Source organism: Micromonospora sp. ANENR4 (assembly GCF_015354395.1).
GTDB classification, from domain to species: Bacteria; Actinomycetota; Actinomycetes; order Mycobacteriales; family Micromonosporaceae; genus Micromonospora; species Micromonospora aurantiaca.
Genome location: NZ_JADKYQ010000011.1, coordinates 1 through 19427, shown reverse-complemented (window position 1 = coordinate 19427; position 19427 = coordinate 1). Strand labels below are relative to the sequence as shown.

Annotated in this window: 17 protein-coding genes; 7 read left to right on the top strand and 10 right to left on the bottom strand. The window is 72.1% G+C overall.

All coding sequences use genetic code 11. The features are described 5' to 3' along the window. Positions 1 to 13 precede the first annotated feature (13 nt). The 5 genes from IRY44_RS19965 to IRY44_RS19945 all read right to left on the bottom strand — a co-directional run bounded on the left by IRY44_RS19965 (position 14) and on the right by IRY44_RS19945 (position 5509). Positions 14 to 1381 carry a GH1 family beta-glucosidase gene (locus IRY44_RS19965; protein ID WP_194801813.1) on the bottom strand — a complete coding sequence of 456 codons (1368 nt, stop codon included), beginning with the start codon at positions 1379 to 1381 and terminating at the stop codon, positions 14 to 16. Beyond that, entirely contained in the window at positions 1378 to 2211 is an 834-nt protein-coding gene (locus tag IRY44_RS19960) for a carbohydrate ABC transporter permease (protein ID WP_121683310.1), read from the bottom strand. The genes IRY44_RS19965 and IRY44_RS19960 overlap by 4 nt, the downstream gene beginning before the upstream one ends. Further along, positions 2208 to 3197, bottom strand: coding sequence for a carbohydrate ABC transporter permease (locus tag IRY44_RS19955; RefSeq protein ID WP_194801812.1), 990 nt, complete (start codon positions 3195 to 3197; stop codon positions 2208 to 2210). The genes IRY44_RS19960 and IRY44_RS19955 overlap by 4 nt, the downstream gene beginning before the upstream one ends. 70 nt (positions 3198 to 3267) lie before the next feature. Further along, entirely contained in the window at positions 3268 to 4575 is a 1308-nt protein-coding gene (locus tag IRY44_RS19950) for an ABC transporter substrate-binding protein (protein ID WP_121683308.1), read from the bottom strand. Between the two features lie 178 nt (positions 4576 to 4753). Then, positions 4754 to 5509 (bottom strand): maleylpyruvate isomerase family mycothiol-dependent enzyme, encoded by a 756-nt coding sequence (locus IRY44_RS19945; protein WP_194801811.1) that lies wholly within the window; start codon positions 5507 to 5509, stop codon positions 4754 to 4756. A gap of 70 nt (positions 5510 to 5579) precedes the next feature. Here IRY44_RS19945 and IRY44_RS19940 point away from each other — a divergent pair, with 70 nt between their 5' ends. Beyond that, positions 5580 to 6671: a UDP-N-acetylmuramate dehydrogenase gene (locus IRY44_RS19940; protein WP_194801810.1), complete on the top strand. Its 1092-nt coding sequence runs from the start codon at positions 5580 to 5582 to the stop codon at positions 6669 to 6671. A gap of 193 nt (positions 6672 to 6864) precedes the next feature. Here IRY44_RS19940 and IRY44_RS19935 read toward each other — a convergent pair whose 3' ends face one another. Together IRY44_RS19935 and IRY44_RS19930 are read right to left on the bottom strand one after the other, a co-directional pair. Continuing rightward, positions 6865 to 7647 (bottom strand): class I SAM-dependent methyltransferase, encoded by a 783-nt coding sequence (locus tag IRY44_RS19935; protein ID WP_194801809.1) that lies wholly within the window; start codon positions 7645 to 7647, stop codon positions 6865 to 6867. Continuing rightward, positions 7647 to 8411 carry an SDR family NAD(P)-dependent oxidoreductase gene (locus IRY44_RS19930; protein ID WP_194801808.1) on the bottom strand — a complete coding sequence of 255 codons (765 nt, stop codon included), beginning with the start codon at positions 8409 to 8411 and terminating at the stop codon, positions 7647 to 7649. Before IRY44_RS19930 ends, IRY44_RS19935 begins: the two co-directional genes overlap by 1 nt. A 171-nt stretch (positions 8412 to 8582) precedes the next feature. Here IRY44_RS19930 and mshA point away from each other — a divergent pair, with 171 nt between their 5' ends. The 3 genes from mshA to IRY44_RS31325 all read left to right on the top strand — a co-directional run bounded on the left by mshA (position 8583) and on the right by IRY44_RS31325 (position 11695). Beyond that, on the top strand, positions 8583 to 9944 hold the full coding sequence (gene mshA, locus IRY44_RS19925) for a D-inositol-3-phosphate glycosyltransferase (RefSeq protein WP_135242198.1): 1362 nt from the start codon (positions 8583 to 8585) through the stop codon (positions 9942 to 9944). A 51-nt stretch (positions 9945 to 9995) separates the two neighbouring features. Then, a complete protein-coding gene (locus IRY44_RS19920) occupies positions 9996 to 10529 on the top strand; it encodes a YbjN domain-containing protein (RefSeq protein ID WP_194801807.1) in 534 nt (177 codons plus the stop codon). A 188-nt stretch (positions 10530 to 10717) separates the two neighbouring features. Then, positions 10718 to 11695, top strand: coding sequence for a hypothetical protein (locus IRY44_RS31325; RefSeq protein ID WP_370584976.1), 978 nt, complete (start codon positions 10718 to 10720; stop codon positions 11693 to 11695). A gap of 381 nt (positions 11696 to 12076) precedes the next feature. Here the strand turns inward: IRY44_RS31325 and IRY44_RS19910 are convergent, their stop codons facing one another. Beyond that, the gene (locus tag IRY44_RS19910; protein WP_194801805.1) at positions 12077 to 13327 is read right to left on the bottom strand and encodes an MFS transporter; all 1251 of its coding nucleotides are present in this window, start codon (positions 13325 to 13327) and stop codon (positions 12077 to 12079) included. An 80-nt stretch (positions 13328 to 13407) separates the two neighbouring features. Further along, positions 13408 to 14733, bottom strand: a complete 1326-nt coding sequence (locus IRY44_RS19905; RefSeq protein WP_194801804.1) for an MFS transporter — start codon at positions 14731 to 14733, stop codon at positions 13408 to 13410. Positions 14734 to 14883: 150 nt separating this feature from the next. Between IRY44_RS19905 and IRY44_RS19900 the strand changes: the two genes are divergently transcribed. After that, positions 14884 to 15651 carry a phosphoglyceromutase gene (locus tag IRY44_RS19900; protein WP_194801803.1) on the top strand — a complete coding sequence of 256 codons (768 nt, stop codon included), beginning with the start codon at positions 14884 to 14886 and terminating at the stop codon, positions 15649 to 15651. 46 nt (positions 15652 to 15697) lie between these two features. Here IRY44_RS19900 and phoU read toward each other — a convergent pair whose 3' ends face one another. Continuing rightward, positions 15698 to 16342 (bottom strand): phosphate signaling complex protein PhoU, encoded by a 645-nt coding sequence (gene phoU, locus IRY44_RS19895; RefSeq protein ID WP_194801802.1) that lies wholly within the window; start codon positions 16340 to 16342, stop codon positions 15698 to 15700. Between the two features lie 201 nt (positions 16343 to 16543). On the opposite strand from phoU, the gene IRY44_RS19890 reads away from it, so the two are divergent. Both IRY44_RS19890 and IRY44_RS19885 read left to right on the top strand, forming a co-directional pair. Next, entirely contained in the window at positions 16544 to 17836 is a 1293-nt protein-coding gene (locus tag IRY44_RS19890) for a sensor histidine kinase (RefSeq protein WP_370584975.1), read from the top strand. Between the two features lie 21 nt (positions 17837 to 17857). Beyond that, positions 17858 to 18541: a response regulator transcription factor gene (locus IRY44_RS19885; protein ID WP_030272198.1), complete on the top strand. Its 684-nt coding sequence runs from the start codon at positions 17858 to 17860 to the stop codon at positions 18539 to 18541. The last annotated feature ends 886 nt before the right edge of the window (positions 18542 to 19427 follow it).

Below are 19427 nucleotides of genomic sequence, written 5' to 3'. Positions count from 1 at the left end.
AACCACCACCTCGTCACAGCCCGTTCCGGGCGATCACCTCCTGGTACCAGCGGGCGCTGTGCTTTGGTGTGCGCCGCTGGGTCAGGTAGTCGACGTGGACGATCCCGAACCGCTTCCGGTAACCCTCGGCCCATTCGAAGTTGTCCAGCACCGACCATACGAGATAACCGCGCAGGTCCACGCCGCGGGCGATGGCTTCGTGCGCGGCGCGCAGGTGCCCGTCGAGGTAGGCGACCCGGTCGGCGTCGGCAACCCCGCCCTGCTCGTCGACGTCGGTGTCCGGAAACGCCCCGCCGTTCTCGGTGATCATCAGGGGGAGCCCGGGACAGTCGGCCGCCACGCGTTCCAGCAGCCGGGTCAGCCCGGCCGGCTCGATCGACCAGCCCATGTCGGTCAGCGGCCCGGCCGGCGGCAGGAACTCGACGGTCCCGGCGGTCCCCGGGTACGCGTCGCCGCCTGCGCCGCCCGCACGCCCGGCCACGTAGGTGGGCGCGTAGTAGTTCAGGCCGAGCAGGTCCAGCGGCGCGGCGATCAGCTTCTCGTCCCCGTCCCTGACGAAGTCCGGCGCGACGATCCGGCTGACGTGGGCCAGCACGTCCGCCGGGTAGCCGCCGCCGGTGAGCGGGTCCAGGAAGATCCGGTTGTGCAGGCCGTCGACCAGCCGGACCGCCTCGGCGTCGGCGGCGCTGCCCGCGTCCGCCGGCTGCACGTCGGCCAGGTTGAGCGTGATCCCGAGCGTCTCCGCGCCGGCCGCGCGCAGCGCCCGCGCCGCCAGGCCGTGGCCGAGCAGCAGATGGTGTACGGCGCGGAACGCGTCACCGGCGTCGCGGCGTCCCGGCGCGTGCACCCCGGAGCCGTACCCGAGGTAGGCCGAGCACCACGGCTCGTTGAGCGTGGTCCAGGTGCGGACCCGGTCGCCGAGGCGGCCGTGCACGGCGAGCGCGTACTCGGCGAAGTGCTCGGCGGTCTCCCGTACCGTCCAGCCGCCCCGGTCCTCCAGCGCCTGCGGCAGGTCCCAGTGGTAGAGCGTGACGATCGGGTCGATGCCGGCGTCCAGCAGCGCGTCGGTCAGCCGGTCGTAGAAGTCCAGCCCGCGCGGCTCGACCGGGCCGGTGCCGTCCGGCCGCACCCGGGGCCAGGACACCGAGAACCGGTACGCCCGCAGCCCCAGCTCGGCCATCAGCGCGACGTCCTCGGCGTACCGGTGGTAGTGGTCGCAGGCCACGTCGCCGGTGTGGCCGGCGAACACCGCGCCCGGCGTACGGCTGAAGGTGTCCCAGATCGACGGGCCGCGACCGTCGTCGCGGGCGGCGCCCTCGATCTGGTACGCGGCGGTGGCCCCGCCCCAGACGAAGCCCTCCGGGAATCGGACGTTGCTCATGCCTTGACCGCACCTTCCATGATCCCGCCGATGATCTGGCGGCCGAAGACGACGAACACCAGCAGCAGCGGCAGCGTGGCGATGGCCGTGCCGGTGAACACCTGCGACATGTCCTGGTAGTACCCGTCGGAGAGGGCCCGCAGCGACAGCTGGACAGTCGGGTTCTCCGGGTCGTTCAGCACCGCGTACGGCCACAGGAAGTCGTTCCAGGTGGTCATGAACGTGAGCAGGCCGAGGACGGCGGCGGCCGGGCGCAGCGCGGGCAGCACCACGTTCCAGTAGATCCGCGCGGTGTTGCAGCCGTCCATCCGGGCCGCCTCGATCAGCTCGGTGCTCACGGCCTGGCCGGCGTACTGGCGCATCATGAACACGCCGAAGCCGGTGACCAGCGCCGGCACGATCACGGCGGGCAGCCGGTCGTTCCAGTTCAGCTTCGTCATGAGCAGGTAGAGCGGGATCACGCCGAGCTGGGTGGGGACCATCATGGTGGCGACGATGACCAGCAGCAGCGCGTTGCGCCCGCGGAAGCGCAGCTTGGCGAACGCGAACCCGGCCAGCGTGGAGAAGAACACCACCGAGATCGTGACGGTGGTGGCCACGATCGCCGAGTTGATCAGGCCGGTCAGGAAGTACGCGTCGGTGTTGTCGAACAGCCGGGCGATGTTGGCGCCGAGGTTGCCGCCGGGGGTGAGCGGCGGCGGCACCTGGCCCATCGTGTCGCTGGTCCGGCTGGCCACCACGAACATCCAGTAGATCGGGAAGATCGACAGGACGGCGGAGAGCGTCAGCGCCAGGTAGGTGAGCCGGCTGGCCGACCAGAGGCGGGTCATCGGGAGACCTCCTTGCGGGAGCCGCCGCCGAGCCGGCGCAGGAGCAGGACGTTTATCGCCGCGACCACGGCGATGAGGGCGAACAGCAGCCAGGCGACGGCGGAGCCGTAGCCGAAGTTGTAGTGCGGTGCGAAGGCGTTCTCGAACATGTACATGGTCACCGTCTGCGACTCGCGCAGCGGTCCGCCGCGGATCGCGTTGGTGCCGGAGTTGAACATCCGGGGCTCGGTGAAGAGCTGGAGGCCGCCGATGGTGGAGATGATGACCGCGAAGATGATCGTCGGCTTGAGCAGCGGCACCGTGATGGACCAGAACTGCCGGGCCCGGCCGGCGCCGTCGATCGACGCCGACTCGTACAGGTCGCGGGGGATGGCCTGCATGGCGGCGAGGAAGATCAGCGCGTTGTAGCCGGTCCAGCGCCAGTCGACCATCGTGGAGATGGCGACCCAGGCGGCGAACCGGTTCGCCTTCCAGTCGATCGCGTTGATCCCGACGTGGTCGAGCAGCCAGTTGATCATGCCGAACTCGCGGCCGAACAGTACCGCGAACACGATCGCCACGGCGGCGGTCGAGGTGACGTTCGGGATCAGCACCGCCATCCGCCAGGTGGTACGGGCGCGCAGCTGCCGGTTGAGCAGGTTGGCCAGCCAGAGCGCGGCCAGCAGCTGGGGCACCGTGGAGATCACGAAGATGCCCAGCGTGTTGACCACTGAGTGCCAGAAGTCCGAGTCGGCGAGCAACTGGGTGTAGTTGTCGAAGCCGATGAACGGGTGCTCGGCGCCGAGCAGGTCCCAGTCGTGCAGCGAGACCCAGAACGTGTACGCCAGCGGGTACGCCCCGAAGACGCCGAACAGCAGGAAGAACGGGGCGATGAACAGGTACGGCGAGTACTTCGTGTCGAGTCGGCTGAGCCGGTTGCCCAGGCCGGGACGGGTGGGGCGGGGTGCCGGTGCGACCGGCGGGCGGGCGTCGAGCTGGACGGCCATGACCCGGGACTCCTTTCCGCCGTGCGGGCGGCCCCCGTGGCCGGGTGGCCGCCCGCACGCGCTGCTCGGGTTACTTGGCGGCGGCCTTCTCGGCGTTGGCGACCGCGTCGGTCCAGCCCTGCTCCGGTGAGCGCTTGCCCAGCTCGACGCTGCGGACGGCGTTCTCGACCTCGGTGCGTACGGCCTGGTTCTTCGGTCCCATGTAGACCGGCTTCAGGCTCTTGGCGCCCTCGGCGAAGATCTTCCCGACCGGCGCCTCGGAGAAGTAGGCGTTCTTCGAGTCGATGATCGCCGGGTCCTCCAGCGCCTGCGGCGAGGAGGGCAGGGGACCCTTCGCCTTGAACGCGCCGATCTGACCCTTGGCGCTGGTCAGGAACTTGGCCAGCTCGATCGCCTCGGCCTGGTGCTTGCTCTGCTTCGGCACGGCGAGGAACGAGCCGCCCCAGTTGCCACCGTTGCCGGGGATCTGGGCGATGTCCCACTTGCCCTTGGCGCCCGCGCCCGCGTTGCCCTCGATCACGCCGGTCATCCAGGCCGGGCAGGCGATGGTGGCGAACTTCGACTGCTTGAACGCCGACACCCACTCCTCGGACCAGGAGCCGTACTTGCCGGACAGCCCCGAGTCGATGATGTCCATCGTGGTGTCGTACGCCTGCTTCACCGCCGGGTTGCTGCCGACGACCAGGTTGTTGCCGGTGTCGTAGTAGCTGTAGCCGCTGCTGTTGCCGGCGGTCTGGAGCAGGATCGTGTTGAACGTGTTCGTCGCGGCGTCCAGGAACGACGCGCCGGTCTTCTTCGCGGTGAACTGCTCGCCGACCTTGATGTAGTCCTGCCAGGTGGGCCAGAGCTTGGAGACCGCCTCCCGGTCGGTGGGCAGGCCGGCCTTGGCGAACAGGTCGGTGCGGTAGCACATCGCCATGCCGCCGACATCAGTGCCGAGGCCGATGAGCTGCTTGCCGTCGGCGGTGAGCCCCTGGTTCCACTTCCAGTCGAGGAAGTTGCCCTTCAGGTCGGCCGCGCCGTGGTCGAGCAGGTTGACGAAGTTCTGCGGGTTGGCCTTGTACTCGACGAGCAGGCCCTCCTCGATGGCGACCACGTCACCGGCGCCCTTGCCCGCGGCGAGCCACTGGGTGAGCTTCGGGGAGTACTCGTCGAGGTTGCCGCCGGTGCCGCGCTCGACGATCTTCACGCCGGGGTGGCTGGCCATGTACTCCTGGTAGAGATCGGCGTAACCGAACTGGCCGAAGACGTCGACGGTGAGCGTTATCGGCCCGTCGGCGGCGGCATCGTCGCCGCCGCCGCAGGCGGTGGTGCCGAGCAGCGCGGTGGCGGCGACCACTGCAACCGCCGCCAGGCGGCGGCGCGTGAAGGTGAGCATGCTGTCCTGACCTCTCGGGTCGTCGAAACGGGTGGTGGAAGGCGGTTCCGGAACTAAGAGAGCGCTCTCACGACAGCGTGGTGGAGGGTCCCGGACCTTGTCAAGAGAGCGCTCTCAGAGCGGTCCGAAAAGAAGCGGAGAGGAGCGGCCTCCGCCCCTCTCCGCCCGGTGCCCGTCGTCAGCCGACCCGCAGGCCCCCCAGCAGGGCCGGGTCGCCCGCCACGTCCAGCGCGTCGAAGCTGATCCGGCCCATCAGCGCCAGCAGCAGATCGCTCGCCGTACCCGACACCTGCGCCCGCGCGCGGTGGTCGTCGTGGTCGAGGATCGTCGCGGTGTCCAGCAGCGCGACCCCCTCACCCCGCAACCGCAGGTACCACTCCTGTGCCGCGTCGGTCGCGTTCAGCTGCACCACGCCGCGCCACTGCCCGGGCTGCACCCGCCGTCCCGCCGGCAGCCACGTGTCCAGCACCTCACTCACCCCGTCGGCCGCGAGCTTCGCCTCGATCGGATCACCCGCACCGATCGCGAGCTGGGCGTCCCAGCGGTGCACGGCCGTCTCGTGCGCCATCCGGCGCGGCCAGAAGGCCGCCTTCTTCGGCTGGGGCGCGAAGTTCCAGGCCGGCGCCTCCGGATCCGTCGCCTCCAGCAGCGCGGTGATCCGCTCGTACTCCTGCGCGTACCACTGCGCCGCGGTCAGACCCGCCGGCGGCTCCGGGTCGTGCCGCTCCGGGCGCGCGGTGCCGCCCGTGGACAGCACGGTGCCCACCCAGACGTACGCGCGGGTCAGGTGATGAGCGAGGTCGGTGACAGTCCAGCCGGGACAGGACAGCACGGGTGTCTCGGGCGGCGCCTCGGCCACCGCCGTGGCGAAGGCGGGGCCCTCCGTGCGCAGCGCGCCGATCCAGAAGTCCTTCGTGTGGTGCAGTCTGCTCATCGCCATCCTCCCGGGGGTGACCGGGCCACCAGTGGGTGCTCCGGCTACCCCTCAGCCTAGGGTGAAAGGCGTGTCAGACGTCTACGCCGAACCGGCTACTGCCGGTGAACCGACCGATCCGGCCACCCTGGCGCGCTACACCACGCTCCGGCTCGGCGGACCCGCCGGGCGGCTGGAGACCGCCGAGGACGCCACCCAGATCGTGCTGAAGGTGCAGGAAGCGGAAGCCCGCGAGCAGGCCGTACTGGTGCTGGCCGGCGGCAGCAACGTCGTGATCGGCGATCAGGGCTTCCCCGGCACCGTCGTGCTCGTCCGCTCCCGGGGGTTCCGGGCCGTCGCCGAGGACGGCGACACCGTCACGGTACGTGTCGAAGCCGGCGAGCCGTGGGACGACCTCGTCGCCGCCACCGTCGAGCGCGGCTGGTCCGGGCTGGAGTGCCTCTCCGGCATCCCCGGCTCGGCCGGCGCGACCCCGATCCAGAACGTCGGCGCGTACGGCCAGGAGGTCGCCGAGACGATCGTCGCCGTCGAGGCGTACGACCGTACCCGCCGCGAGGTGGTGCGGATCGCCGCGGCGGACTGCGGGTTCGTCTACCGGGGCAGCATCTTCAAGTACAGCGACCGCTGGGTGGTGCTCACCGTCGACTTCCGGCTCACCCGGTCCCCGCTGTCCGGCCCGGTCCGCTACGCCGAACTGGCCCGGGCGCTCGGCGTCGAGGTGGGCGACCGGGTGCCGCTCGCCGAAGCCCGCGCCACGGTGCGCAAGCTGCGCGCCGGCAAGGGCATGGTGCTCGACCCGGCAGACCCGGACACCTGGTCGGTGGGCTCGTTCTTCACCAACCCGGTGCTGCCGGGCGAGGTGTTCGAGCAGATGCGGGAACGCGCCGCCGACGTGGGGGAGCCGCCGCACTGGCCTGGTGCCGACGGCGCGGTGAAGGTCAGCGCGGCGTGGCTGATCGACAAGGCCGGGTTCGGCAAGGGGTACGCGGGCCCGGAGGGCGTCGCCATCTCCAGCAAGCACACGCTGGCGCTCACGAACCGTTCCGGCACCGCCAGTACGGCCGCCCTGGTGGCGCTGGCGCGCGAGATCCGCGACGGCGTCCAGTCCCGGTTCGGCGTAACCCTCCACCCCGAGCCCGTCCTCATCAACTGCACCATCTGACCGCCCTCGCCCTCTCCCTCGCCCTGGCCCCCGCCCGCCTCACCCCCGCGATCTTGTACTTCCGGCCCTCGGTGCGGGCGTGTTGACCCGTTCTGCCGGCGCGGCCAGTGCAAGATCAACGCGCCCGAGGGAGACCTCGTCAGGGCTCGCCGAGAGGGGCGGGTGGCGGGCGGGGGGGCAGGGGCGGCGCGGGTTAGCGGGGGGCCACGGCGGGCCAGGGGAGCGTCAGGTAGCCGTGGCGCCACGTGCGCGGGGTGTCCTGGATCGGCCAGCCTGACTCCTTCACCGCCTCGACCGTCCGCAGCCAGCGCTGCCGGGGGCCGAACGGGGCGTAACCGGCGGCCGAGCGCCACGCCTGCTCCAGCGCCTCGATCAGGTCGTGGACGCGTTCACCCGGCACGTTGCGGTGGATCAGGGCCTTCGGCAGCCGCTCGGCGAGCGTGGCCGGGCTCTCCAGCGTGGTGAGCTTCGCCGACAGGGTGAGGGTGCGCGGGCCGGTGGCGTCGAGCAGCACCCAGGAGCCGAGCCGGCCCAGCTCGTCGCAGGTGCCCTCGACCAGCAGTCCGCCCGGCGCGAGCCGCCCGGTGACGGTACGCCAGGCGTCGGCCACCTCGCTCTCGTCGTACTGGCGGAGGACGTTGAACGCCCGTACCAGCGCGGGACGCAGCCCGGCCAGTTCGAAGCCGCCCCTGGCGAACGTCAGCCCGGGCGGGTCGGCGGCGGGCAGGGCGGCGGCGACGCGTACCGGATCGATCTCCAGGCCGACCACCCGCACGTCGGCGCGGACCCCGGCGGCCAGCCGGGCGCGCAGCTCGACGGGGGTGACCGGGGTGGCGCCGTAGCCGAGGTCGACCACGAGCGGGTCGGCGGCGGCGCGCAGCGCGTCGCCGCAGGTCTCGACGATCCAGTTGTCCACCCGCCGGAGCCGGTTGGGGTTCGTCGTGCCCCGGGTGGCCACGCCGAGCGGACGCTCCATTAGGACGTCCGGTGCACCTTGTGCTGCGCGGCCTGGGCCAGCGGGCGGACCACGAGCTGGTCGATGTTGACGTGGTGCGGGCGGGTCGCGCACCAGGCGACGCAGTCGGCGACGTCGTCGGCCACCAGCGGTTCGGCGACTCCGGCGTAGACCGCCTCGGCCCGGTCGGTGTCACCGCCGAAGCGGACCAGGCCGAACTCCACGGTCTTCACCATGCCGGGGTCGATCTCGATCACCCGGACCGGGCGCCCGCACAGTTCCAGCCGGAGCGTGCCGGCGATCGCGGTCTGCGCGTGCTTGGCGGCCGTGTAGCCGCCGCCGCCCTCGTAGACCACGTGCCCGGCGGTGGAGCTGACGATCACGACCGTGCCGGCGCCGGAGCGCTCCAGCGCCGGGAGCAGCGCCTTGGTGACGCGCAGCGTGCCGAGCACGTTGACGTCGTACATCCATTGCCAGTCGCCCACGTCGGCGGTCTCGACCGGGTCCAGGCCGCGGGCGCCGCCGGCGTTGTTCACCAGCAGCGTTACCGGCCCGGGGGCGGCCTCGGCGGCGGCGGCCAGTCCGGCCACCGACTCGTCCGAGGTCACGTCGCAGGCCACCGCTGTCGCCGCGCCGCCGGCCGACTCGATCTGGGCGACCAGCGCGGCCAGCCGGTCGGTACGCCGGGCGGCGGCCAGCACGTGGAATCCCTCGGCGGCGAGCCGGCGGGCGGTGGCCGCGCCGATCCCGCTGGACGCCCCGGTGACGATGGCGACTGAAGTCATCCGGACATTGTCTCCCGTCGCCGGGCCGGTCGGCGGGATGAGGTCCGTCACGCCCGGGACCCGGCGGAAAGCATTTCCGTACCCCGATGGGGAAGATGACATCCGGCACACGGGTTGACCGAGAAGCGCCGGTCGTGCGGGACGGCATCAACCGTGACAGAGGGAGCGGACGTGGCGGATTTGCACACCGGTGTCGGTCGTCAGCGAGGTGCCCTTCCGTGGCCGCGGCCCCGCCGTATCGCCACCCTGTCGGTGCACACGTCGCCGCTGCACCAGCCCGGCACCGGTGACGCGGGCGGCATGAACGTCTACATCCTGGAGGTGGCCCGGCGGCTGGCCGAGGCCGACGTCGAGGTGGAGATCTTCACCCGGGCCACCGCCGGTGACCTGCCCCCGGTGGTCGAGGTGGCGCCCGGCGTGTCCGTCCGGCACGTCACCGCCGGGCCGCTGGAGGGGCTGACCAAGGAGGAACTGCCGGGTCAGCTCTGCGCCTTCACTGCGGGGGTGCTGCGGGCCGAGGCGGCCCGTCCGCCCGGCCACTACGACCTGATCCACTCGCACTACTGGCTCTCCGGCCAGGTCGGCTGGCTGGCCAAGGAGCGCTGGGGCGTACCGCTGGTGCACACCGCGCACACCCTCGCGAAGGTCAAGAACGCGCGCCTGGCCGCCGGGGACCGTCCCGAGCCGAAGGCCCGGGTGATCGGTGAGGAGCAGGTGGTCACCGAGGCGGACCGGCTGGTCGCCAACACCCGGGTCGAGGCCCGCGACCTGCTCGACCGGTACGCGGCCGAGCCGGACCGGGTGGCGATCGTGGAACCCGGCGTCGACCTGGACCGGTTCCGTCCCGCCGCGGGCGACCGGGACGCCGCGACCCGGGCCGCGCGCCGCCGGCTCGGCCTGCCGACCGACGGTTACGTGGTCGCGTTCGTCGGCCGGATCCAGCCGCTGAAGGCGCCGGACGTGCTGGTGCGCGCCGCCGCCGCGCTGCGTGAACGGGATCCGGCGCTGGCCGACGAGCTGACCGTGGTGATCTGCGGCGGGCCCAGCGGCAGCGGCCTGGACCGGCCCACCGCCCTGATCGAGTTGGCGCACGCGCTCGGCATCGCCGACCGGGTGCGTTTCCTCCCGCCGCAGACCGGCGCGGACCTGCCCGCCCTCTACCGCGCCGCCGACCTGGTCGCGGTGCCGTCGCACAACGAGTCGTTCGGGCTGGTCGCGCTGGAGGCCCAGGCGTGCGGCACGCCGGTGCTGGCCGCCGCCGTGGGCGGCCTGGTGACGGCGGTACGCGACGGCGTCAGCGGCATGCTCATCGACGGGCACGACCCGGTCGACTGGGCCCGCGCGCTGGCCCGCCTGCTGCCCGATCCGGTACGCCGTGCCGCGCTGGGCCGCGGCGCCGAGCGGCACGCCCGGGACTTCTCCTGGCACCGCACCGCCTCCGGCCTGCTCGCGGTCTACGGGGAGGCGATCACCGAGCACCGGGCCCGGCTGGCGCGGCGGCTCGGCGAACCGGCCGCGCTGTGCTCCTGGTGATCTCCACCGGCCACCGGGCGGCCCCGGTACGCCGGTCGTAGAGTGGGTGCGATGAGCCGCACGAGTGAGGTCGCCGCGCTGATCGAGTCCGTCTGCGCGGAGCGCGAGCTGGAGTGGGAGTCCACCGGTGAGGCGTCGTACGCGGTGACGCTGCCCGGCACGCACAAGCTCAAGACGATCTGCAACCTGATCGTGGGTGAGCACGCGCTGCGGGTCGAGGCGTTCGTGATGCGCCAGCCGGACGAGCGCCGCGAGGAGCTGTGGGCGTGGCTGCTCCAGCGCAACGCCCGCATGTACGGCGTCTCGTTCTCCATCGACGCGGTCGGCGACGTCTACCTGACCGGGCGGGTCAACCTGGCCGGCGTTGACGCCGACGAGCTGGACCGGCTGCTCGGTTCGGTGCTGACGTACGCGGACGAGTCGTTCGACAGCATGCTGGAGATCGGGTTCGGCACCGCCATCCGCCGGGAGTGGGAGTGGCGGGTCAAGCGCGGCGAGTCGACAGCGAACCTGGCCGCGTTCGCGCACCTCTTCGAGCCTTCCGCCGCTGCCGGATCGTCCGCCGGAGGTTCGGAGCCCTCCTGACGGGTATGCCGCCCCGCGCGGTGCGGAGCACTGGGACCCACCGCGGGCCGAGGACGGACTGTCGAGGAGCGTGTCCCATGGCTCAGCGCAACAGCTCAGGTCGCGGCACGACTGCGACCCGGACCAAGCGGCAAACCGGCAATCAGACGCCGAACACCCCGAGGGTGTCGGAGTCGGCGATCTCCCGGATGAAGGTCGACGACCTCCGCAGCCAGCTCAAGCGGCGCGGGGTCTCGGGGATCTCCGCGCTGCGGAAGCCGGAACTGGTGAAGACCCTGGCGCGGGCGATGCGCGGGGAGGGCGGCGCCGCCCGGCGGAGCACCGGCCCGGCCGGCCGGCCGTCGGCGACCCGCAAGAGCACCGCCGCGAAGAAGACCACTGCGGCGAAGCGGACCACGTCGGCCCGCCGGAGCGCCACGTCGCCGGCGAAGGCCGCGCCGGCCGCACGCGCCACCGGCGCCAGGGCCAAGGCGACGGGTACGCGCAAGGCGGTCCCCGCTCGCGCCAAGGCGACCTCGTCGCGGGCGAAGGCGATGCCGGCTCGGGCCAAGGCGGCTCCGGCTCGGGCGAAGGCGACCTCGTCGCGGGCGACGACATCGCGCGCGAAGGCAGCTCCGTCCCGCGCGAAGGCGGCACCCGGGCGCGCCACTGCCGCGTCACGGGCGAAGGCCGCGCCCGCTCGGGCGAAGGCAGCTCCGTCGAGGGGGAAGGCAGCTCCTTCGCGCGCCAAGGCGGCCCCGTCGCGGGCCAAGGCGGCGCCGGCTCGGAAGGCGTCGTCCGCCCGGGCCCAGGCGGCACCGACCCGTGGGCCGGCGTCCAGCCGGTCGATCGGATCGTCGCAGCTCATCACGTCGCTCGCAGACCGGCCGGAGCGTCCGGGCCGGAGCCTGGTCACCCGGAACCACGAGGTGATCCAGCGCTGGGCGCGGGCGCGGGGTGCGAAGCCCGCCACCATCGCCGGAACCGAGCGCGAGGGCCGGGCCGGGGTGCTGACGTTCAACATCCCCGGGTACCGGGAGAGCAGCCGGATCCGCGAGATCACCTGGGACGACTGGTTCCGCACGTTCGACCTGCGGCGGCTGAACCTGATCTACCAGGAGCAGATGCGGGACGGCCGGCAGAGCAACTTCTTCCGGACCGAGAACCCGAATCGCGAGGACGGCTGAGGTTTACGGGAATGGCCGACGGGAACGCCGTGTTTGCCATTCCAGGGACGACGACACGGAAAGCCGGTTTTCCGACACGAGTGCTGTGACGGGCAAGACAGCGTTCTGGGTTGAATCCGGAATCCGGGCGAACTAACTTTATTGCACCGCGTCACGCTTGTTTCCGTTCGGGGGAGCGGTGGATCGATCAGATCCGCGCAGGCGAGATGCGAAGATCGGGTGGAGCACGCCGTTGGGGGACGGTGCCACCCGTGGAACCGGCGGCGCGAGCGGGCGACGCTTACGGGGGTGAGTGTCGCCCGCCGCCGCCGGGCGTACGGTACGAGCGCCCATCTCGACGGGGGTCGGGGTGGGCGCTCTGCCGTTGTCTTCTCGAGCCCGTCAGCGGGCGGACGTCACCGGTTCCGCCGCCGCGGCCCGCAGCGCGGCCACCCGCCGCTCCCGGCGCGGCCCGGCGAGCAGGTGCCCGGCAGCGGCCAGCAGGCCGAGCGCGCCCACCACCAGCCAGTGCCGCGCGCCGAGGTGTTCCAGGCTGAGCCCGCCGAGTGCCGGCGCCACGAACGACGCGGCCGGGAACGTCAGGTAGAACACCGACTGGTAGCGGGCGCGCAGTTCGGGCGGCGCGAGGTCCGCGTTGATCTGTGCGTTCGGCGGCGCGGCGAGCATCTGCCCGACCGTCCAGACCACCGCCGCGCCGAGGTAGAGCGGCAGCCCGTCGGCCACCGTCAGCGCGCCGAACCCGAGCGCCATCAGGCCGGTGGAGACGGCCAGCACGCTCGACTTGCGGTACGGCTCGATGAGCCGGGGCACGAACAGCTGCCCGGCCACGATGAGCGCCCCGCCGAGCGCGACCACCAGCCCGTACGCCGACGGGCGCAGACCGTCCTCGCGCATCGCCAGCGGCATGATCGTGGAGGTCTGCATGGTCAGCACGGCCAGCAGGAACGTCAGCCCGACGAACACCAGGAACGTGCGGTCGGTGAGCGCGGTGTGCAGCCCGGGACGCCGTCCCACCACCGCCCGTGGCGTGGGCGCGGGCCGCCGGGTGAGCGTCTCCGGCACCTTCAGCGCGATCACCACCGCCGCGGCCAGCGTGGCTCCGGCGTCGACCAGGAACAGCGCCGTGAAGCTCGCCTCGGCGAGGATGCCGGCCAGCAGCGAGGCCACCGCCATGCCCAGGTTGAACGCCCAGAACTGCAGGTTGAACGCGCGGGAGCGGCGCGCCTCGGGCACCACGTCCACGATGGCGGCCACGAATGCCGGGCTGGGCATCGAGTGTGCCACGCCGACCAGCGTGGCGAGTACGGCGATCGCCGCCAGGTGCGTGGTGAACGCCAGCGCCGCCATCAGGGCGGCGGCGGCCAGGTGGGCGGCGAGCAGCGTGGCCCGGCGTCCCCACCGGTCGGCCAGCACGCCGCCGAGCAGCGTGCCGGCCGCGCCGCCGATCCCGTACGCGCCGACCACCAGCCCGGCCAGCGACGGCGGGGCGCCCCGCGCAGCGGTCAGGTAGAGCGACAGGAACAGCAGCGCGAACGCGCCGGCCCGGTTGATCAGCAGGCCGGACCAGAGGTACCAGAACGTGGCCGGTAGTCCGCCGGCCGTGTCGTCCCACCAGCGCCGCAGGCCGTGCACCAGCCCTCCAGGAAGGTTTCCTTACCGATTCCGTCCCGTACGGTATCCACCCGCCTCGGGGCGGTCGCGTCGGGGCGTACTCAGGAACCGGCCCGGACCGGCGCGGCCGGTGCGGTCGCCGCGGCCTCGCCCGCCTCGGGCGCCGGGTAGGCGGTGGCGGTGACCGGCGTGACCGGCGTGCCCACGGCGCGCAGCGCGACAGCGCGGCGCTCCCGGGCCGGACCGGAGATCAGGTGGGCGACCGCCGCCACGACGCCGATGCCAGCGCAGCCGAGCCAGAGCGCGCTGTTGCCCGCGTGCTCGCGGACCAGGCCGCCGAGGATCGGCGCGGCGGCGCCGGCGAGCTGCCAGGACAGCGAGAAGACGCCCTGGTAGCGGCCGCGCAGCGCGGCCGGGGACAGCTCCGCGATCAGGGTGGCGTTGGACGGCGAGTTGAGCATCTCGCCGACGGTCCAGATCAGCACGGTCAGGCCGTAGAGCCAGACCGTGTCGGCGAACGCGGTGAGCCCGAACCCGGCGCCCATCACCAGCGCCGCGAGCGCCAGCACGTGCGAGCGGCTGCGGCCCTTGATGAGCCGGGGTACGAAAAGCTGGCCGACCACGATGAGCACGCCGTTCAGTGCGATCACCGAGCCGTACGTGGCCGGGCTGAGCCCGGAGTCGCCCATCGCGATCGGCAGCATCGAGATGTGCTGGAGGAACACCAGCGCGGCGAGCAGGTTCAGCGCGACGAAGCCGAGGAACACCCGGTCGGCGAGGATGGTGCGCAACGCGCCGGCGGGCGCCGCCATCCCCTTGACCGGGAGCGCGGTGACCGGGCCGCGGGTCTCGCCGACCTTGGCGAAGATGATCAGCGCGGTCACCAGTGTGGTGGTCGCGTTCACCAGGAACAACAGCAGGTAGCTGCCCTGGGCGGCGAAGCCGGCGAGCACGGCGGCGCAGGCGAAACCGAGGTTGATGGCCCAGTAGTTCAGCGAGAAGGCGCGCAGCCGGTCCTTGTCCGGCACCACGTCGACCATCATCGCGCCGAAGGCGGGGCGGGCCGCCTCGGCGAACGCGCCGAGCAGCAACGCGCCCACGGCGACCGCCCAGAGCGGGCGGGCGAAGCCGAGCGCGAGCATCATGCCCGCGGCGCCGACGTGCGCGACGAGCAGCGTGGGCCGCCGTCCCCAGCGGTCGGTCAGGGTGCCGCCGATGGTGGTGCCGACCGCGCCGCCGGCGCCCCAGAGGCCGATCACCAGTCCGGCCTGGGCGGCGGAGAAGCCGCGTTCCTGGGTCAGGTAGATGGCCAGGAAGATCAGGACGAACGAGCCGAGCCGGTTGATCAGCGTGCCGGCCCAGAGGTACCAGAACGTCCGTGGCAGGCCACCCGCCGTGTCCTGTAACCAGCCTCGCGCTGCCCGCATCCCGATGCCCCCGTGTGGTAATGACCGACCTCTTTAATGCGCCTTACAACCTAGTGCCGGGCCGGAGCCGTGGTCATCAGGTTTTCCACGTGGTGGTCGTCACCACAGGTCGCCGCGTGTCCGCCGGCGTCGTACGGCAGGATGATCGGCATGACTGCGAGCGAGGGGCCCACCGTCGGGACGCTGGTCCTGCTGCGGCACGGCGAGAGCGACTGGAACGCCAAGAACCTCTTCACCGGCTGGGTCGACGTCGACCTGACCACCAAGGGGGAGACCGAGGCGCGGCGCGGCGGCGAACTGCTGCGCGAGCACGACCTGCTGCCGGACGTGGTGCACACGAGCCTGATGCGCCGAGCCATCCGCACCGCCGAGCTGGCGCTGAACGCCGCCGACCGGCACTGGATCGCGGTGCGCCGGTCGTGGCGGCTCAACGAGCGCCACTACGGCGCCCTGCAGGGCAAGGACAAGAAGCAGACCCTCGACGAGTACGGCGAGGAGCAGTTCATGCTCTGGCGCCGCTCGTACGACACGCCGCCGCCGCCGATCGACGACGCCGACGAGTGGTCGCAGGTCGGCGACCCCCGGTACGCGCTGCTGCCGACCGAGCTGATGCCGCGCACCGAGTGCCTGAAGGACGTCGTCGAACGGATGCTGCCCTACTGGTACGACTCGATCGTGCCGGACATCCTGGCCGGCCGGACGGTGCTGGTGGCCGCGCACGGCAACTCGCTGCGCGCGCTGGTCAAGCATCTCGACCAGATCTCCGACGACGCGATCGCCAAGCTGAACATCCCCACCGGCATCCCGCTGCGCTACGACCTGGACGCCGACCTTCGTCCGCAGGTGCTCGGCGGGACGTACCTCGACCCGGAGGCGGCCAAGGCCGCCGCCGCCGCGGTCGCCAACCAGGGCCGCTGAGACGGCGTGGGCGGGGCCTCCCCCGAGGCGGCCCCGCCCACGGTTCTCAGCCGGACGTCGACCCGGTGATCAGGTAGACCACGTGCTCGCCCGCGTTCACCGCGTGGTCGGCGAAACGCTCGTAGAAGCGACCCAGCAGCGTCGCGTCGATCGCCGTCTCCACCCCGTACGGCCAGTCGTCGCCGAGCAGCACGCCGAACAGGCTCTTGTGCAGGTCGTCCATCGCGTCGTCGTCGCCGTCCAGCTCGGCGGCCACGTCGGCGTCCGGCTCGGCCAGCACCGAGCCGATCTTCTCGGCCATCCGGTCGGCGATCCCGGCCATGTCGGTGAAGACCGGCCGCAGTTCCGCCGGCACCGCCGGGGACGGGTGCCGGCGCAACGCCGTCTTCGCCACGTGGTCGGCCAGGTCGCCCATCCGCTCCAGATCGGCTGCCACGTGCAACGCGGTGATCATCGCCCGCAGGTCGGAGGCCACCGGCGCCTGCCGGGCCAGCAGGTCACAGACCCGCTCCTCCACGTGCCGGTAGAGGTCGTCGATCTCGGCGTCCCGCGCGATCACCGTCTCGGCGGCCGTCCGGTCGGCGGTGAGCAGCGCCTTGGTGGCCTGCCGCATGGCCGCGCGTACCGCCTCGGCCATGTCCACCAGCAACTGGCTGACAATCTGCAGGTCGGCCCGGAACTCGTCGCGCATCGTCACTTCCTGGGTTCGGTGGCCGCCACCCCCGAGGGGTACGGCAGGAGCAGGTGCGCGCCCCACGCTAGGCCGAACGGTCGGCACCAGGGTGAACGCGGATGAACGACGCTGGGCCCGCAGGTGAACTTTGCCGAAAGCGAGAGTGGTTCGTCCCTTTGCGCCCGATACCCGGGTTAACAATGACCCTACGATCGCCGGGTGGAATGGGCGGTGGCCGTCGTGGTGGCCGGAGCGCTGGTGACCGGGCTGGTCGCCGGGGCGCTGCTGTCCGGACCCGTTGACGAATGGCGGCGCCGCCGGGCGTCGCGGGGCGGCGGGATCCTCCGTCGTGACGCAGGGAGGACGACGATTCCGGACGACCAGCAGGGGGGCCTACCCGGCCTCGGCCGCAAGACGATCGACTCGCTGCGCGCGGGCGTGGTGGTGCTCGGCCCGGACGACGTGCCGGTGCTGGTGAACCCGGCCGCCCGGGCGATGGGTCTGCTCCGTACCGGGGCGACACCCGGCTCGATCGCGGCGCACCCGTTGATCCGTACCCTCGCCGGGCAGGTCCGCCGCACGGGCGTGCGGCGCGAGATCGAGCTGGACCTGCCCCGGGGCCGCGACGGCGGCGGTGACAACCCGCTCGGCGTGCACCTGCGGGCGATGGGGCTGGGCTCCGGCTACATCTCGATCGAGGCGGTAGACGTCACCGAGTCGCACCGTCTCGCGCGGGTACGCCGGGACTTCGTCGCGAACGTCAGCCACGAGCTGAAGACGCCCATCGGCGCGCTGCAACTGCTCGCCGAGGCGCTCGTCGACGCCACCGAACCGGCCGCCGACGGCGCGCCCGACCTGTCCGAGGACCTCGTCGCCGCGCGGCGGTTCGCCGAGCGGATCCAGCACGAGTCGACCCGGCTCGGCCGCCTCGTGCAGGAACTGCTGGAACTGACCCGCCTCCAGGGCGCCGAACCGCAGCCCGCGCCCGAGCCGGTCTCGGTGGACTGGGTGCTCGCCGAGGTCGTCGACCGCACCCGCACCGCGGCCACCGCGCGCCGGGTGGAGATCGCCGTCGGCGGGCAGCGGGGCCTGACGGTGTACGGGAGTGACAGCCAGCTCGCCACCGCTGTGGCGAACCTGGTGGAGAACGCGATCAACTACTCCGGCGAGGACACCACGGTACGGGTGACTGTCACCGGCACCGAGGAACACGTCGAGATCGCCGTGGCAGACCAGGGCATCGGTATCGCACCGAACGAGGTCGACCGGATCTTCGAGCGCTTCTACCGGGCCGACCAGGCCCGCTCCCGGTCCACCGGCGGCACCGGCCTGGGCCTGGCCATCGTCAAACACATCGCCAGCAACCATGGCGGCCGGGTCGACGTGTCGAGCACCCTTGGTGGGGGGTCGACGTTCACTCTCCGGCTGCCCGCACGCCCCCCGGACGACCTGGAGACGACACTCGCCTCCGCTGGGATCGAGGCCGGCCCGGCCGAGCTCCGGCAGGTCTGACCACAGGAAAGGAAACACCCGTTGAGCCGCGTACTGGTGGTCGAGGACGAGGAGTCGTTCTCCGACGCCCTGTCCTACATGCTCCGCAAGGAGGGATTCGAGGTGTCCGTCGCCGCGACGGGCCCCGCCGCCCTCACCGAGTTCGACCGGACCGGCGCCGACATCGTGCTGCTCGACCTGATGCTGCCGGAGATGTCCGGCACCGAGGTCTGCCGGCAGCTCCGCCAGCGCTCGCACGTGCCGATCATCATGGTCACCGCGCGGGACAGCGAGATCGACAAGGTGGTCGGGCTGGAGATCGGCGCCGACGACTACGTGACCAAGCCGTACTCGCCGCGTGAACTGGTCGCCCGCATCCGGGCGGTGCTGCGCCGGCAGAGCGCCGAGTCGAACGAGACGGGCGCGCCGACGCTCGCCGCCGGCCCGGTCCGGATGGACATCGAACGGCACGTGGTGACAGTCGGCGGCGCCGGGGTGCAGCTCCCGCTCAAGGAGTTCGAGCTGCTGGAGCTGCTGCTGCGCAACGCCGGGCGGGTGCTCACCCGGGGCCAGTTGATCGACCGGGTCTGGGGCGCCGACTACGTGGGCGACACCAAGACGCTCGACGTGCACGTGAAGCGGCTGCGCTCCAAGATCGAGCCGGAGCCCTCCGCCCCGCGCTACATCGTCACGGTGCGAGGTCTGGGCTACAAGTTCGAGCCCTGATCCGCCCGGGCCGCGTTGGGCCCTTTGCGTCGATCTTGGAGTTGTGGCACCCAGGATGCCCGAGTTGGCGCCGTTCGCGAGGTGCCATAACTCCAAGATCGCCGACCCCCGGGGCCTTTCGGGGAAGGTTCTCGGGCCCCGACCCCGCCGAGACCCTGAGTGCGCGCGATCTTGCACTTTGGTGCCCCGTAAACCGCGCGAATGGGGCGCACGGAGGGCGCGAACTGCAAGATCGCGTGGCTCGTCGACGGCCGCTTCGCTCCCCGTCCAACGCGCGCCCTACCCGGTCGGGTCGATCATGAACTTGGCGGCGCCTGGTGTCCGGTTTGTCGCCGCTAACCTCATGATCGACGGCTTGGGGGCGGGTGGCTGTGGTGCCGCCCGTGCACGGGAGCTTGTCCCACGCGCCCTCCGCCGCCTCGGCGACCCGAGCCATCCGTAGATCTTGGTACGAAACGGCCCGCATGAGGGCGCTTTCGTACCAAGATCTACGGCTGTTCCTGGAATGCGGATATGCGTCTCTGTGGTGCCGTGTCGGGGGTGTCCGGGTCGGGGGTGGTGGGCGGCACTCTGGTGGCGGAATCGTGGGCGGGTGCCGGGCGTTGTAACCGGGTGAACGACCGAGCACCGGCGGTGCCCCGGCGAGCGGGGCGGCGTGCGTGAGCGCGGGAATCATCCCGGTGGGCTGGTCGTTGAACATGGTTCCGACGACGTGAACCTCCGCGCCGCGCCCCGCGTGGTGGCGTGAGCCGGCCCGGGAATGATGCCGGGTGGTGGGTCGTTGGACATGCTTCCGGCGCCGCGTAGTGGCACCCCCTGTGTCCCGCGAGCAGCCGGTCCCCAAGAACTTTTTGAGCGCCTGACGGTGCCACGCGCCCTTCCCCCT

Bases quoted from the DNA above. Each gene is read 5' to 3' on its own strand.
- IRY44_RS19900 (WP_194801803.1), top strand. From the start codon at position 14,884: ATGACTGCGAGCGAGGGGCCCACCGTCGGGACGCTGGTCCTGCTGCGG.
- IRY44_RS19935 (WP_194801809.1), bottom strand. From the start codon at position 7,647: ATGGAGCGTCCGCTCGGCGTGGCCACCCGGGGCACGACGAACCCCAAC.
- IRY44_RS19955 (WP_194801812.1), bottom strand. From the start codon at position 3,197: ATGGCCGTCCAGCTCGACGCCCGCCCGCCGGTCGCACCGGCACCCCGC.
- IRY44_RS31325 (WP_370584976.1), top strand. From the start codon at position 10,718: ATGAAGGTCGACGACCTCCGCAGCCAGCTCAAGCGGCGCGGGGTCTCG.
- IRY44_RS19920 (WP_194801807.1), top strand. From the start codon at position 9,996: ATGAGCCGCACGAGTGAGGTCGCCGCGCTGATCGAGTCCGTCTGCGCG.
- IRY44_RS19905 (WP_194801804.1), bottom strand. From the start codon at position 14,733: ATGCGGGCAGCGCGAGGCTGGTTACAGGACACGGCGGGTGGCCTGCCA.
- phoU (WP_194801802.1), bottom strand. From the start codon at position 16,342: ATGCGCGACGAGTTCCGGGCCGACCTGCAGATTGTCAGCCAGTTGCTG.
- IRY44_RS19960 (WP_121683310.1), bottom strand. From the start codon at position 2,211: ATGACCCGCCTCTGGTCGGCCAGCCGGCTCACCTACCTGGCGCTGACG.
- IRY44_RS19950 (WP_121683308.1), bottom strand. From the start codon at position 4,575: ATGCTCACCTTCACGCGCCGCCGCCTGGCGGCGGTTGCAGTGGTCGCC.
- IRY44_RS19930 (WP_194801808.1), bottom strand. From the start codon at position 8,411: ATGACTTCAGTCGCCATCGTCACCGGGGCGTCCAGCGGGATCGGCGCG.
- IRY44_RS19965 (WP_194801813.1), bottom strand. From the start codon at position 1,381: ATGAGCAACGTCCGATTCCCGGAGGGCTTCGTCTGGGGCGGGGCCACC.
- IRY44_RS19945 (WP_194801811.1), bottom strand. From the start codon at position 5,509: ATGAGCAGACTGCACCACACGAAGGACTTCTGGATCGGCGCGCTGCGC.